General features: G+C 32.1%; 10 protein-coding genes. All 10 read right to left on the bottom strand.

Annotated features, from left to right (window positions below; genetic code table 11):
- Window positions 1-39: 39 nt before the first annotated feature.
- The 10 genes from H8K90_RS15245 to H8K90_RS15200 all read right to left on the bottom strand — a co-directional run bounded on the left by H8K90_RS15245 (window position 40) and on the right by H8K90_RS15200 (window position 16,828).
- Window positions 40-6,714 (bottom strand): polyketide synthase, encoded by a 6,675-nt coding sequence (locus H8K90_RS15245; RefSeq protein WP_186846856.1) that lies wholly within the window; start codon window positions 6,712-6,714, stop codon window positions 40-42.
- A gap of 377 nt (window positions 6,715-7,091) precedes the next feature.
- Window positions 7,092-7,952: a class I SAM-dependent methyltransferase gene (locus H8K90_RS15240; RefSeq protein ID WP_186846855.1), complete on the bottom strand. Its 861-nt coding sequence runs from the start codon at window positions 7,950-7,952 to the stop codon at window positions 7,092-7,094.
- Between the two features lie 70 nt (window positions 7,953-8,022).
- Window positions 8,023-8,616: a type II CAAX prenyl endopeptidase Rce1 family protein gene (locus H8K90_RS15235; protein ID WP_186846854.1), complete on the bottom strand. Its 594-nt coding sequence runs from the start codon at window positions 8,614-8,616 to the stop codon at window positions 8,023-8,025.
- A 671-nt stretch (window positions 8,617-9,287) separates the two neighbouring features.
- Window positions 9,288-10,145 (bottom strand): alpha/beta fold hydrolase, encoded by an 858-nt coding sequence (locus H8K90_RS15230; protein WP_186846853.1) that lies wholly within the window; start codon window positions 10,143-10,145, stop codon window positions 9,288-9,290.
- A gap of 54 nt (window positions 10,146-10,199) precedes the next feature.
- The gene (locus H8K90_RS15225) at window positions 10,200-10,886 is read right to left on the bottom strand and encodes a DUF6624 domain-containing protein (RefSeq protein WP_186846852.1); all 687 of its coding nucleotides are present in this window, start codon (window positions 10,884-10,886) and stop codon (window positions 10,200-10,202) included.
- 61 nt (window positions 10,887-10,947) lie between these two features.
- Window positions 10,948-11,550: a hypothetical protein gene (locus H8K90_RS15220; RefSeq protein WP_186846851.1), complete on the bottom strand. Its 603-nt coding sequence runs from the start codon at window positions 11,548-11,550 to the stop codon at window positions 10,948-10,950.
- 252 nt (window positions 11,551-11,802) lie between these two features.
- The gene (locus tag H8K90_RS15215) at window positions 11,803-12,489 is read right to left on the bottom strand and encodes a DUF4386 domain-containing protein (protein ID WP_186846850.1); all 687 of its coding nucleotides are present in this window, start codon (window positions 12,487-12,489) and stop codon (window positions 11,803-11,805) included.
- 13 nt (window positions 12,490-12,502) lie between these two features.
- On the bottom strand, window positions 12,503-12,667 hold the full coding sequence (locus H8K90_RS15210; protein ID WP_186846849.1) for a hypothetical protein: 165 nt from the start codon (window positions 12,665-12,667) through the stop codon (window positions 12,503-12,505).
- Window positions 12,668-12,842: 175 nt separating this feature from the next.
- Window positions 12,843-14,816: a serine hydrolase domain-containing protein gene (locus tag H8K90_RS15205; RefSeq protein WP_222611370.1), complete on the bottom strand. Its 1,974-nt coding sequence runs from the start codon at window positions 14,814-14,816 to the stop codon at window positions 12,843-12,845.
- 224 nt (window positions 14,817-15,040) lie between these two features.
- Window positions 15,041-16,828 (bottom strand): helix-turn-helix domain-containing protein, encoded by a 1,788-nt coding sequence (locus tag H8K90_RS15200; protein WP_186846848.1) that lies wholly within the window; start codon window positions 16,826-16,828, stop codon window positions 15,041-15,043.
- Between the last annotated feature and the right edge of the window lie 16 nt (window positions 16,829-16,844).

The following is a 16,844-nucleotide window of genomic DNA, read 5'->3' as shown; positions in this document are numbered from 1 at the left end:
ATTTAAAACGGTTAGGCGTTTTTAATTTTTAAAACTTTATTAAATATCTAATTGATGATATCCATTTTCCTTTTTCATATCCTTTACAAACCAAGCAGGATTACCATTTTCGTCGAAACCAAGCTTTGCTTCTGGTATAGGTGGTGTATTCAATTCTTTTGTTAAAACCTTTTTTCCCTTTACAATTAATCCATTTTTTTCGTTTGAATTTAAAATCCCATTTGTAATTAATAAATTAAGACATTCTTTAAATGTATCTATCAAATTTGTTATATCCTTATCGCTATAAGCCGAAGTCATATAACATGGAAATCCATCCCAAATATGAAACCCTTTTTCTCTCATTAAAACAAAAAATAATTCAGAGTAAGGAATATCTTCTAAAAACTTTAATCTCCATAATGAACGATAATAAACTATTTCCATTGGAAGGTCTTTAGATTTGATAAATGAAGCTATTTCAGATGCAATGCGCTCTGTTTTTCTGGCTAATTCATCTTGAAGTGCATTTCCTTGTGCTTTCATATATAACAGAGAAGCCTTTGTTGAAGCTAACGCCAATGGGTGACGAACAAAAGTACCCGCAAAATAAGTTACTCCCACCTCTGGGAAAGAATCATCACCAAATTTCCAGTGACCACCATCAAGTGCATCCATACATTTTTTACTTCCTGCAATAGCACCAATAGACATACCTCCACCAATAACTTTTCCATAAGTTGCTAAATCCGCTTTAATACCAAATAATTGCTGAGCACCTCCTAGATGCATTCTAAAGCCAGTTATAATCTCATCAAAAATTAATACTGTTTCTGAAGCTTTAGTTACCTCTCTAACTTCTTTTAAAAATTCTATTGGCCTAAGCTCTGGTCTGCGACTCTGTACTGGCTCTACGAGAACTGCAGCAATTTCGTGTGCGCGTTCTTTAATAATAGCTAAACTTTCTTCTGTCCCATAATCTAATATTAACATGTTCTTAACTGCTTCTGGCATTATACCAGATGCTGCTGGAAATGTTCTAAGTTTTTTTGAACCTCTTACAAGAACCTCATCATTAATACCATGATATGAACGTGAGAATGCCACAATTAGTGAACGGCCAGTTACCGTTCTTGCAATTCGCATAGCACCTAATACAGCTTCAGAACCTGTATTACATAATGCAGCACGATCATTCCCAGTTATTTCACATATAAGTTGAGTAACCTCACCAGCTAAAGGATGTTGTGGGCCAACTTCAAAACCAAGATCTATCTGTTTATGTAAAGCATCTTTAATAAAATCTGGTTGATGACCAAATAAACATGCTCCAAAGCCATTGAGAACATCAATATATTCATTACCATCTATATCCCATAAACGATTGCCTGAAGATTTTTCTACAACAATAGGGTATATTAACTCTTTAGTTTGTGGTTTAAATCCTGAAACTACTCTAGGGTCAGACATATGACTTCGATGTTCTTGAGCATAAGCCTTACTACCTGCTGTTTTTTTATTATAACTTGATATTAAATTCTTTAAAAAATCTGCTTGAACCTTATTTAAATCTGTTGACTTTTTTTCTATTCTAGGTGAAGCTCCAAATGGTTTTTGATGTTCTTTCTTTTCTTCTTCAGATAATATGTCGTCATAATTCTTGTCTGGTTCTATTTTTACATTATTTTCTTGAGGTAATACAGCTGACGGAGTTGCAATATCAACTTGAAATTGTCCTTGTCCTTGCATAATTTCTATTTGTTTACCTAAAAGTTGTATCTGTTGAGCAATAAGATTTAATGCAGGGTTTTGAGTATTATTAATTAAATTTAATTGTTGAGAAGCATGTATTGTTGACGCACCATTATTAGTCGAAATTTGATTTACAGGAGTTTGATTTTCAACCACCTGTTGTGGAGCAAAAGCATCTTTCGGAAGAACATTATCTAGATAATCAGCTAATAAATTCGGAGAGCCTAGTTGATCATTTAACTGTCTAAATGTTATAGCTGTATCAAATTCTTTTTTGAAAGTAATTGACATTTGTGTAAGTACCAAAGAATCCAGACCCAACTCCAAAAAGTTTAGATCATATTCATTTATTGCTATTTCAATTCCAGAATTATCTTCAATAATTTCTGCTATTTTTTTAAGAAGTAATGGTTTTCTCATAATCTTAGTATTCATTTGAGGTTTAGGATCAGCAGCAATAATTTCTTTAGTTTCAATTTTCTCATCAACTGTATTAGTATTTACAACAGTATTATTAATTGTTGATTCAACCATTGGTGGATCTAACCAACAATGTTTTCGATCAAATACATAAGCAGGTAACCAAACTTTTTGTCTTGATTGCTCTCCATAAAATGCTTTCCAATTAGGTTCTATTCCGTTTACCCAAAGATCACCTAGTGCACTTAACACTGTATGGTAAGCATTTTCGCCTTCCTTAGGTTTCTGCATACTTGCTATAGAAGCTACAGATTTTAAACCTTTCTTTTGCTGCGATAATGTTGTCAAAGCTCTTCCAGGACCTATTTCCAGTAAAATAGGATCTTCTAGTCCTAATACTGTTTCCATTGCACCAGAGAAGTTTACTGCTTCCCTTAAATGGTTAGTCCAATATTTAGAACTTGTAGCTTCTGCATCAGTTATCCATTCACCAGTTACTGTAGAAACTAGAGGCAAACGGGGAACATTTAAAGTCATTTTTTTAACTTCTTCTTCAAAAACTTCTAAAACTGGATCCATCATCCTAGAATGAAATGCATGACTTGTTAATAAAAGCATATTTGCAATGCCTCCTGCAGTTAAAGTTTTCGCAAAATCTTCAATAGCACTATCTGGACCTGATACAACGCACAAACGATCCGAGTTGATTGCTGCAATAGAAAGTGTATTTGGAAGTAAATCTTTAACACTATTTACATTAGCTCTAACTGATAACATACTTCCACCAGGTAATTGACTTACTAATTTTCCACGAACTGTTATTAAATGTAATGCATCTTCTAAAGTGAATATTCCTGCCAAATGAGCAGCAACAAATTCACCAATACTATGACCACATAGTAACGTTGGTTTAATTCCCCAACTCATCCAAAGCTGAGAAAGTGCATATTCTACAATGAATAATGAAGGTTGAGTAAACTTAGTATCCTTCAATTGAGCTTCAGCATCACCATTATTAACTTTTGGATATATAATATCTCTTATATCCAATGTTAACTCTTTTTTTAACAACTCTGCGCAATGATCTATAGCATCTCTAAAAACAGTTTCACCCTCGTAAAGTGCCCTACCCATTTGTAGGTATTGAGAACCTTGTCCTGGGAATAAAAAGGCTACTTCATTTGGAATGACTTTTAATTCATTGCTTTTAACGTCTTTATTATCCTCTACATCTAATAAACTATATGCTTCCAAAGTATCTCCTGCTAATGCAAAACTGCGATGTCTAAATACATCTCTTGTAGTATTCAGAGAATAGGCAATATCAGCAAGCGCTATGTCTGGATTTGTCTTTGTAAAACGGCTTAAAGCATTTTGATAACCTACTTGACTATTTTCTGATTTAGCTGACCAAGCAAGTAACTGTAAAGGTCTAATAGTCTCTGTTGTTTCTTCTTTAGTTTCATATTCTTCTAAAACAATATGTACGTTTGTACCACCAACTCCAAAGGAGCTAACACCAGCACGTCTAATAGTATCAGATTCCCAATTCCTTAATTTATCGTTCACAAAAAATGGACTATTTTCAAAATCTATAGATGGATTGGGGTTATTATACCCTAAAGAAGGTGGAATCTGCCGATGCTTCATTGCTAAAGTCGTCTTAATTACACCTGCTACACCAGCAGCAGCTGTAAGATGCCCTAGGTTACTTTTTATAGAACCTATAGCGCAATAGCCTTTTGATACTTGTTCTCCAAAAGCTAAATTAAGGCCTTCTATTTCAATCGGATCACCAATAGGTGTTGCTGTTCCATGTGCTTCTATATAGCTTATTTCAGAAGGCTTAATATCTGCATCTAATAATGCGCTACTTATTGCACCAGCCTCACCTTCTATGCTAGGAGCTGTAAAACTACCTTTGTCGTTTCCATCATTATTAATACCAATTCCTTTTATAACGCCATGGATAACATCACCATCTCGCTTTGCTTCATCTAAATTTTTAAGAAGCACAACGCCAGCACCATCAGAAAACAAAGTTCCTGTAGCATTTGCGTCGAAAGGTCTACATCGACCATCAGCACTTTTCATTGAACCTTCTTGATATAAATGACCACTGTACATTGGCGATGTAACACTAGAACCGCCAGCTAAAGCTACATCGCATTGACCATTACGAATAGACTCAACGGCTTGAGCAATTGCTAGTGAAGATGTAGAACAAGCTGAATGTACACTTACTGCTGGCCCTTTAAGATTTAAATGATATGCCGTACGTGTTGCAACGTAACCTATATCATTAATTGTCATAGCCTGCATATCTCCAATTTGGTTCATTAACTTTTTGTTAGGAAATACATTATTAAGAAAATATGTATTTGACTTAACACCTGCATACACTCCAATTTTTCCATCATAAAGATTTGGTAAATATCCAGATTGCTCTAACGCCTCCCATGCAACCTCTAAGAATAAACGCTGTTGAGGGTCCATAGCAGAAGCCAACTTTGGTGTGAGTCCGAAAAATTTAGCATCGAATGTTTTTGCGGAAGGAACTATACCTCTTGCACCAACATAAAGTGGATCGTTACGTAAAGCTTTTGGTATACTTTTATCTAATTCATCTGGCGTAAAATACGAAATGGTTTCTTTCCCATCTTTTAACACATCCCATAACTCTTGTATAGAATTAGCACCAGGAAAACGTCCTGCCATGGCAATAATAGCTATATCGCTATTATCATTTCTTTTACTTTTTTTATGATGTTGAGAAACCGCTTTCTTCTTTTGGTTTGGATTTAATATATTAGCAAGATCAGAAATTGTAGGATGCTGGTATATTTTGGTTATAGGCACTTCTAATTTTAATTGTTCTGCTATTACAACAACCATTTTCTTAGTTAAGAGTGATGTACCTCCCATTTCAAAAAAATTATCATCAATACCTACTTCTGAAATAGATAATAATTCACCCCAAATTTTTGAAAGTTCTTTTTCTAATTTATTTGTTGGTTTTCTTAAAATAGGTGCAGATTCTGGTCTTAAATTAGCTGGGTCTGGCAAACTTCGTTTATCTATCTTACCATTTGGCGTTTGAGGGAATTCATCCATCCAAACAAATAACGATGGAATCATATATGATTGAAGAATATCCGATAGTTGCTTTTTTATAGCAGATGTATCACGAGATTTATCTTCAGATTGCATGTAAGCTACTAACCTTTTTTCACCAGCTATTGCATCATTTACTATAACTACAGATCTTTTTATATTCGGTATAGAATTAATTGCATTTTCTACATCTCCTAATTCAATACGAAATCCTCTTATTTTTACTTGGTCATCCTTACGCCCAATAATTTCAAGATTACCAGATGGTAACCATTTTGCAAAATCTCCTGTTCTATATAATTTTTGACCTTTTTCAAAAGGATCATTTATAAAGCGCTCTGCGGTAAGTTCCTCTTTATTTAAGTAACCTCTACCAACACCAGTGCCTGAAATACACAATTCACCAACTTCACCAATAGGACGTAATTCCAGTTCATCAGATAAAATATAAATTTTCGTATTACCAATTGGTTTACCTATAGATAATGAGCTTTCATTGTCGTCGTTAGGCGAATACTTGTAAATAGACGACGCAACTGTTGTTTCCGTTGGTCCATATTTATTATAGAAATCGCCAAATACAGATAATTTTTCTGCCAATTTTGTTGTACAAACTTCAGCAGCTGCAACTATCCGATTTAGTGCTGTTGCTTCAGACAAATCTGATATTGTTTCTAAATAACTCGCTGTTGCGTGAAGATGCGTAATATTTTGTTCTATTACAAACTCTTTTAATTTATGATTTTTCAATACTTCACCATCAATCATAACCAAAGTTGCACCAGACAATAAACCTAAAAAAATCTGCTCCACAGAAGCGTCAAAATAAGGGTTTGCAATTTGTGAAATACGTTCACCTGCTTTTATGTTATAGTATCCCTTCAACCATGTAATTAAATTAACTACACCTCTATTTTCAATCATTACACCTTTAGGATTTCCTGTGGTTCCTGAGGTATAAATAATATAAGCCAAATCATTAGGTTCTGAGTTCGAACCATAAGCTAACTCGCTTTTAAATTTTTCTTTTGAAGTGGTAAATTCTTCAACAACTGAATTTTCGATAATAAATTTGCAATTACTATCGTTCTTAACATATTCCTTTCTTAATTGAGGAGCTTCGACATCAATAGGAACATAAGTGCCTCCGGCTTTGAGTATACTTAAAATACAAACTATAACCCATTCACTTCGTTCTATCATTAAACCAACAAAGTCTGTTCGCCTAATTTTATAATTCTCTATTAAAAAGTTTGCAAATTGGTTAGAGAGCGTATCTAATTCTTTAAATGTTAACTCATTGCCATTATACGTAACCGCTATATGACCTGGAGTACTTTTTACTTGCTGCAAAAACAAATCTATGATTGTTTTGTCACTTGGAAACTCAAAATTAGTTGAGTTAAATTCCTTAATCGATTCAAGTATTTCTTGTTCGGTTAAATTCATAATACACATTTTTTTATACAAAGAAAATAGCCAATAGCTTATTCTTTATTATAAATTAATTTTAAAATGGAGGGGTGTTATTAAGGATAGAATAAAACTATTAAAAAATTAAATTTTGGAAAAAAATTTTAGCCATAAAACACTTTTATCTGTTTAAGAACATATATTGACCACTTTCAGAGCCAATACAACACCTAAAGTGTTGATTATGTATGTGTTAAATTATTTTTGTGTAGAATTAAAATAATTATTCTTTTCTAAAAATGATAAACTTTATTTATATTATAAAATGAATTTAAGTGAAAAAAAATGGTATTATATTTCTATTCATTTAAAACAATAAATAGATATTTTTTTTCTAAATTGAATCAACTTTTTTAAAAGTTTTTTGCACCAATAATTGTTCTATTCATGGTTGGATTATTCCAAATCTTTTGTGAGAAATGCCATAAACTAAAACCTGCATTTTTGAATAACTTCGGATAGTTATGAGAGAATGAAGGTTCTAATCCATAAAGTTGCGTATTTGGATGTGTTTCAAAATTATGATTAGCAGCATTTGGTTCAATGGCAACAAACATTATTTCACCTAATTGGCTTATATGACTTAAAAAATCTTGTAAACGCTCTTCTAGAAAATACTCTAGTACCCCTCTAGACGTTACAAATATAGTACCGCTTTGACCATGTTCTTTAATCCAATCAAAAGCATCTGAAGCTACAAATTCTATTCTTGTATTACTATTTTTAAATTTATTTCTGTTAATTTCTACTTGCTTTAAACTAAGATCAATACCAACTAATCTTTTAATTTCAGGAAATTCTGAACTGAGATAATTTAATACCTTACCATTACCTGTTCCAATTTCAACTAGCGTGTTAAACTCTATGTCTACACTTAACAATTCTTTTTTAAGTAGATTGAAAACAAAAGTACAGTTTGGTAGAAAATCAGTTTCAAATGTATTCTCTACTTCCGTAAAAAATTCTGTAGCCCCTTTATTAGTCCAAAACTCTCGATTTAACTCTGCAATTTTATCATAATCTTGAATCTTCTCAAGCTTTTGAATAAGTGCATAACGCATCAATTTTTCTTGTAAACTTAAATATTTCTTATTCTTATGCACCAAAGTTATTCTATCTTCTGCTAGTTGACGTGCTTTCTTTGGTCGGAGATGCACTAATGTATTACCCAAGACCTTTGCAAGTCCTCTAACAATTTTTGATTTGGCATTCATATGAAAAATTTATTTATAACAGTTAAAAACTATAAAAGTGATCTATCTATTGATTGAAATTAATTCCTTATCATAAGGTGTTTTTAATCATTACCTGTTGCTTCCTTTTGTTTAACAAGTATGAAAAAAACCAAAAACTCAACATCATTAAAAACCCAATTACGGCAAAAACAGTGTATGTTGGTTTTCCCCCATTTAATGGCATAATTGGAAATGAAACAGTAGTGAAATTTGACATAGTCTGCAATACTAGGACACAAATTCCACTTTTAGTATTTTTATAAATAAAAGCACACATTCCTGCTACACCCAATATGCGTATAAAAAAAGGTAATATAGGAAGTTGTGGAAAAATACCTTCATTATTAAGTATTATGGGAATAAACCATAATGTCCAAAAAACACCAACTATTAAACCTGCATAAAAAGGTTTAGTGATTTTTGATAGTTCGCGAATGCAATAACTTACCCATACAACTTCACCAAGGAATGCCCAAACGATTAATGCAATATAACCTCTTAATGTTGTACTTCTAAAGGTAATAAAGGAATGATAATCAACATCGTAATAAAAACTTTTTAAGATAAGGGTAATAAAGGTTATTGATATAGTAAAAGTTAGACTCAAAATATACCACTTAGGATGTACTTTCCAATTTAACATAGGCTTAAATAAATTTATTATACCCTTGTTGCCTCTGGTAAATCTTAGAATACAAATTAACATGAATAATAAAATACAAAAACGCCCTGTATTAAAAACAGTCTTAGACATGAGTCCTTCAATTCTAGCCTGCACAAAAAACACATTAATTATTGGGGCAAGAATTAAAAACACCCAAATTTCATACCTTTTAATAAAACTCCCCATTGCTTTAACATTAAAAATATAATATATTCTACTCTATTATTTTGGTGCTTATTTTAATTTTTCAGTAAAAACGATAGCTAAAAACCATTTTACTGAACACCTACAATTAAAATATAAACATTTGAAAATCAAAAATTTATATTAACACATTAGAGTTATACAATGCTATGAAAAAAATATCAGTATGAATATTTTTAATCTACAAAAGGTTAATATCTAAGTTTAGAGGTTAAATTTATTAACACGTATAAGATTAATTATTAGATAATTACAATTAATTTCTTTAAATAATAATTATATATTTAAGAATGCAAACAACTTTCCGATATAGAAAGTAAAACCAATGGAATTTAGTAGTAATTTGAAGAAGCGAAACAATTCTGGTACAATTAAAATGAAATATATCTCATTTTATAGTTGCTGAATTCCGGAAATCTTACTGCTTCTTTATTGTTTTCATAATATTAATTGCTTTGGTCTAGAATTAGTTGTTCTATTTCTTTAAAATCTTTTAAACGAGGCACATGTTTAGCCCCTTGTAACAAAACAACTTCTTGTAAAGAAGGAAATATATCTATAGCTCGTTTAATCATTTTTTTACCTGGAAACATGATGTCTTTTTCTGCAGCGAACATGGTAATTGGTGTTGCAATGTTTTTGGCTGAATTTTTAGATATTAAAGGTAGTGGTGAAAAATCCATATTACAATGCGTAAACGTAAGCGACATATATTTTAATGCAAAGTCATCGTATTCTGAAAATAAAGCACTCATAACTTTTTTAATATACTTTGGGTTCTTAGTTTTTATAAACTTTTTTAAAGGTATAAACATCTTCCATAACCCTAATAATGGATTGCCATTTATAATATAAACAGGTGCTACTAAGAAAACTTTATTTATGGGAATTTCACTAAATTCAAGTGCCTTTAAACTTATTAACCCTCCAAAGGAAAATCCTACTAAAGTAACATCTTTTAACCTTAATTTTATGATGACTTCTAAGAGCCATTCACCATAATCCAAAGATTTCATATCTAGTCTATTCTCAGCACTCTTATTGGGTTGAGCTAACACATCTACAGCATACACGCAATACCGTGAGGTTAAATTGGGAAAAGAATCTAAAATTTGAGGCGCACAACCTCCTGTTCCGTGAATCAGAACTAAAGGAGGGTTATTAGAATCGCCAGTAGTAATAATATTAGTGACTCCAAACTTTGTTTCCACAGATTTTTCTGAATATTCAATATTCAGCTCTTTTAACTTTTGATTATAAAGGGCTATAATTTTTTCTTTTCCTTCTTTTGATTTGAAAAACATAGACTGATCGTTTTTTGATTGATGCCTTAAATGTTCGAGTTTAGAAAATGTAATCTAATTGGTTAACTCATTTTTACTCCCTTCCTGTTTCTTCATTTCAAATTCCTTTGTTCTCTTTATCTGTTCTTCAAGATTCCATTTAAAATCAAATCTATTCTTTAGAAATATGGCAATAGAATCTAAACCAATAGCAGTTCTTCTTTTATCTATATTTTCTGGATCAAAAACTGGCCAAAGATTAAAACTTTTAGTTTCTGGATAGTATTTCATCTGTCCACCATAGATTTGTAAATCCCCTCGTTCAGTTGCAATTCTGTCTTCAGCTCTAACTAAAAAACGTGGTTCTAATTTTTTGTCTTTTACAGCTTGTCTCATCATTGGAAGGTATTGTATTCGAACTTCATTATCTGAATGTTGAATAACGTTACATATAGTCCAATTCCCTCGTTCTCCAATCATATCCTTAGTTGGCCAACCATGTTTATCTAGAATAGTCTTTACTTTTTTCTCGTTAATGGCGTGATTTTTATCTATAATTGAATCTTGTACTTTCACTAAATTATGGTCAACGCCATAGATAGAAATTAGGGAATCTCTCGATCTGATTGGATGCTGTTCAGTTGCCCAAATCTCGTCTATTTGTGCTATTAAGTTTTCTTCCTTTGCCTCTTTGATTTTAGTATTACACGAACTAGATACTATTAACACTAAAAGAGTCAATAAATAATACGTTTTTTTCATTTTCTTATACTTTTTAATTACTAGTTTCATTTATTGACTCTTATATTATTTTCTTTTTTTTTTACAACCAGCTCAGCCCTAATCCTACATTAAAGATTACTGCATCTCTATGCGCATCTCCATCTAAAGACGTACGACCCAAAACTAATTTAGACTGTATATTAAGCGCAAAGTTTTTCTTTTTATAAATTTCGTAACCTGTGCTTGCCATAACAGCACAACCAAAGTTCCAGTTGTCATTTACATCGTCTTTAATATCATACAGTGCTGGCGAATCTATGGCTAGACCAATACCTCCATGAATCCACCAACGATCTTTTACCCAATATTGTAGTGATGGAATAAAACCTCCAAAATTTCTGTCATTATCCTGAAATTGGTATATGTTTCCTGGCATAGCAGCAGTAATGGCTAGTTTTTCGTTTAACATGTAGCCAAATTTTAAATCTGGAAAAACGAAAGTTCCTTGCGATTTGTCAAACGTTTGAATGCCTGCACTATCTTCTATACTGATAAGTCCTCCGCCTACTACGAATTCGAAGATGAATCCATCCCTTTGTGTTGTTTTTTCTGAATTTGTGTTTTGTGCATATGTTGTACTTGAAACTAATGCAAAGGCTACACAAGCCATTCTTAATAAAATTTGTTTTTTGATTGTTTTCATTTTAATTGATTTCATAATTGTTCGTTTTTTGATTGTTTTGATTAATGATTTTTATTTTTATGTATTAATTTAATGTTCTGATAATTGTCTTATCTATGAGTAGTAGCGTACTTTAGCACTCAACTTTGCAAGTACTCACAAAGCTGACACGAGCGCAGCGAACTGGCGCAAGCAAAATATGTGAGGGTTTTCAGAAGTACACGAAAAAAGCAATTACTTAAAGTCATTGTTGAGTGCCGTTTTAATTTAATTTTACTTATCGCTAGGTCTTATGCCAAAAATTAGTAAATAACCTATCATCCAAAATTCTCCAATTGTTGCAGGTAGCGTAAGAAATTTATTGAAGCTAAAATCAATTCCGGTGTAGTGTATAACTGTTGAAATTAGATAGCCTACACCACCCAATATAATAACCCTTCCTAACCAGACAGGCAACCTTTTAGATTTGATAACTATATATCCCATGGGAAATAGCCATAACCCGAAAAATAGGCCACCAATACCCCAAGCATTCGAAATAATATTTTGAAAAACTTGAATCAGTAAAACCTTGTCTTCCATAGCACTTATATCAGAATTTGCAATACCTATTACTGAGGCGATTGAAATTGCACTTATCATAATGGCTAAAGCATTTACCATTCCCCATATACCTAAAGTCCACGCTTCCCATTCATAACTATCTTTAAATAATTTGAAAAACCAAACAGCAGTAAGTGCCTGAGATATTACGATACCAAATTCTAGTAGCAACCTAATTCTTGCTGTAGATTCTAATTCTACTAGATTTGTTAGCGTTTGTTCTGGATTACCAGACACAAATATTTGAGAATGAAAGACTAAAAACCCGAGAATTCCTGTAATAGCCATCATTAAATACCATAAGCCAGTTATTCTAGCGGTCTTAATTAAATTCTTCTGTTCTGTATTTGCATTCATAGATTATTTAATTTTATGATTTTCTTTGAGTGCCATATTCCAAAGCTGCTCCAATAGCAATTCCTAAAACAAACCACAATTGTATATTTGAGGTTAAATAACCAACTATAGTTCCTAGTATGATTCCTATGCCTAGTTTGACTCCTTTTTTAGTTTTTTTTGTTTTCATTTTTTCCATTGATTAAGTTTTTACTTATGATTTCAAAAGTAGCGTGGTAGACTGAGTTTAAAGTTCTACTTTAAGAATCAGAACTAACATTAAGAATTGAATATCCTTGGGTGGTTATATTTTACAGCTTATGGGTTGGTGTTAACTGCATCTATTTATTTTAGCAACTACACAAAATATAAACTTAATTAAGCTTTACGGCTGTTTGTCCATATAAGAGAAATGAATTATAGTCACTCGACCTTAAAAATTTGACATTGACTCCAGTATTTGGATTGATGAAACTTATTTCTTCGCCTTCAATTGAAATAAGATTATAGGCATCACCGTTTGGAAAGTGCAATGAAAGTAGTTTTGTTTCATCATTAAAACTTACAGACAGATCAACCTGATTATTCCATTTATATTTCCCTGTAAGTTGTTTTAATAATGTAGTATCTGATTGATTTCGTTTAACAGATGTGCGTTTAAAGTGATTCCAATTGTACAATTGAGAAGTAGATAACAGCAACTCATTGCCCAGAGCACCACCATTATCTGAATTAATTAAATAGACCAATCCTTTTCCAGTATTAAGGTCTATGGTCATGCCTGTACGATAGCCAGCATTGCCTCCATAATGGGTAATTGCAAAACCATTTTCTGACTTATCTACAATTAACCCATAAATATGTCCATCTCGCTCTTGATTGAGTATCGATTGAATTTCTTCTTTAGAAAAAACTGAATTTTTGCCTTGATAACCTTTATAAATTTCAATTAAAAATTTAGCCATATCATTAGCATTACTCCAAAGTCCTGCTGCTGCTTGTTCTGGATGGTTTCTCCAACCACCTTCTAAAACAACACCATTTGACGTATAGCCTTTTGCAACTTTACTTGAATCTGATGGTTGCAATGGTTGTGTGAATTGAGAATTCTCCATACCAATAGGTTGAAGTATCCATTGGTTCATAATATTTGAAAAATCATCATTAAAAATATCCTGAAGTGCCACCTCAGCTAAGGTATAGCCACCACCCGAATACGCTAACATTTCATTGGGTGTTGAAATAACTTCTATTGCTGGTGAATTAACACCTTCACTACCATTTAAAACCTCAACATCACTTGGCATAACCTGGTCTTTAGCATAACCTTGATAGCCTCCTGAGGTAATACCAGAAGTATGCGAAAAGATATTACGAAAGGTTACTGGGTTTTCAACCGTTTGTTTGCCTTGTGGTAATTTGTAATTCTTTATGTACTGTTCTATATTTTCATCTAAATCTATTTTTCCTGCTGTATGCATTCGTAAGGCAGCGAAAAAAGTTACGGGTTTCGATAAGGATGCTGCTTGAAAAATGCTAGAATCGTTTAAATTCTGCTCTGAAAAATTTGAATTTTGAAACATTTCAGTCCACTCTATTTTCCCATCATTAATAACTGCAAGCGAGAGAGCAGGTATTTTATAGTCGACCATTTTATTTGCTATAGTACTAAAGTCCTCAGTTTCTTCCAAAAACTTCACTTTTCCAATGATTTGATTCTCTAATTGAACTTTACTTTTTAATGGCTTATCAGAATACTCAACGAGTTCTTCGTTATACACAAAATCATCTTGTTTTTGAGTTAGCTTTATAAAGTTTTTAACTTCAGGTGCGTATAGCCAAACCTCATCTACAACCGCATTATACCCTCTAGAATTTGTGATATTACCATTATAGTGAATGGTGTACGCCATAAAAGTTCCAGCTTCTACTGTTTCTTCTTTATAGGATAATACTTCAGCGTTCATTTGCTGTTTTCCGGTTGTACCATCTTGACTTGTCCAGTTTTCTTCATAAACCCACTTTTTTCCTTCTTTAAGTGGCCAATCGTACTTTGGCGTCTTACTTTCTTCAGGCTTTACCATTTCTGAAACAGGAATCGTATCCTTACCGATAGTTATATGCAACTCACCATTAACTTCTATTATTTCTCGAGTGTCTATCCCTTTAGATCTAACCTCTCCTTCCGTGGTTACGCCTTTATACTTCCATACCCATGTTTCACCAATAGCATAATCGGCTAGTGTTGGTTGTTGGGTTGTACCTGATTTAGCTTTCTCATTACAGGCACTAAGTATAACTAAAGCAAATAGTAGAATAAATCGATTTTTCATTTTAATTGATTTCATAATTATTCGTTTATGATGGATACTTTTTTAAATTCAGCTGCAAATTTTCTATAAAATATAGATGTTTCTGAATCCAATAAACTGAACTGTTGATTTAAAATGATGAATTGTAGAATTTCTATTAGTTCTTGATACTTTTTAGTTTTCAATTCTACAGTATCATTTAATTTTTGATAAAATTAAGTAGACTACAGAATTACAAAGTTCTACTTTAAGAATCAGAACTAACTATTACTTTTAAGATAAGTATTTGGTGTTATTCCTTCTATTTTTTTAAAGAACGTATTAAATACTGTTTTAGAATTAAAACCACTATCGTATGCTACAGCCATAATGGTTAAACCTTTATTTTCTTTTAAAAGTACTCGTTCTTTAAATTCCTTGACTCTAAAAGTATTCACATATTCAGAGAAGTTTTTTTGAAACCCTAGGTTTAATAATTGAGAAACGTAATTGGTTGGCAGTTCTAAGTAAGAGGCTAAATCTTTTAATGACAAGTCTGGATTTAAGTACAATTTATAATCCATCATAATCTGTTCAAGTTCCTTTGTGTACTTCTCTATTTCGTCTTTATTTAATAGTGCTTGTTTGTACTTTTTCTTTTGTTTGTAGTTGTCGTTATCTGGAATAGCTTTAAGCATAATATCTTTAAATCCTTTGTAAGTTTTTAAAGGCTTAAGAATTGGTGATGGATTTAATACTAAAATTAATGGTAAATGATTATTGTATGCTTGCGTTATTAAATCAACCACCTTTTCATCATTACCTAATAACGCATTAACTAATATTAAAAATGTTAATGCCTTATCTACAAGGGCTGTTGATAAATACGTTTCTAGTTCTTTTAATCCATCATTACACTTTTCCGTCTCATTAAGGTACGCATAACACATGGTTTCACCTCCTAATTTCGTAAGGTCTTTCACAGAAACTCCTTTAAGTGAACCAAAGTACGTCAAAGCTTCATTTGATTTGCCTGATAGTAATAAACAAATCCCAATGTAAATTGGTGGAAAGGGTAATTTAGGGTCTAGCTCCAAAGCTTTTTTTAAGAAAGGTATTGCTGTGGTGTATTCTTCTTTTAAGTAATATAAAAACCCTTTATAATGATGATTGATAGCGGCATACGGATCTAATTGTAATGCTTTTTCAAGGTAATTATGTGCTGCATCTAATTTCCCTTCTACTGTCAAAAAATTAGAAATGGTTAAGTAAATATCGTCTGCTTGCTGCATCTCCAGAGCCTTATGAGCGTGTTCGTAAGCTTTCTTAAGATTCCAATTTTGCCAACATTCAATCAAAGCCAAATTCAATTGTGACCTTGATGAGTTTGGGTCCAGCACTAATGCCTTTGACAAATAAGGCTGGGCCTTCTCGTAGGCTTCAAATGCAGGTAAAAGTCCCATAGTTCCCATATTAATATAGGCTAGATTTATATCTAAATAGGGATTGGGAAAATTGGGTGATTTATGTATTACATCTTTTAAGATATTGATACCCTTAATTGAATTTTTATAATCCAACTTCATAATGTAATACCTCCCTTTCAGGTATTCTCTATAAATAGCTACAGGCACATCAATAGGTGCTACTAGCTTATCTTCTATCTCAATATGACCTACATGTTCACGTAATTTTTCAGCAATGAATAGACTAATTTCATCTTGAATTTCAAAAATGTTATCTGGGTTTCTATCAAAGGTTTCTGACCAGAAATGAAAATCGTCAACAGTATCAATCATCTGCACTGTTATACGCATTTTCTTCTTTGAGGTTCTTACACTACCTTCAATAAAGGTAGCTACCTCAAGTTTCTCTCTTATTTCGCTTGCTGTTACTGACTTGTTTTTAAAATAAAATGAAGATGTACGGGAAGTAACAGAAAGTTGTTTGATTTTTGCTAAGGCGTTTATAATTTCTTCTGTCAATCCATCGCAGAAGTATTCGTTTTCAATATCACTACTCATATTGACGAAAGGAAGTACTGCTATGGATTTTCTAGGAATAGCCATTTAAGAAAATAGAAAT

Origin of the sequence: Winogradskyella echinorum (genome assembly GCF_014297365.1) — a bacterium.
GTDB lineage: Bacteria > Bacteroidota > Bacteroidia > Flavobacteriales > Flavobacteriaceae > Winogradskyella > Winogradskyella echinorum.
The sequence above is the reverse complement of the archived record's forward strand: the minus strand, read 5'-3'. Positions and strand labels throughout refer to the sequence as shown.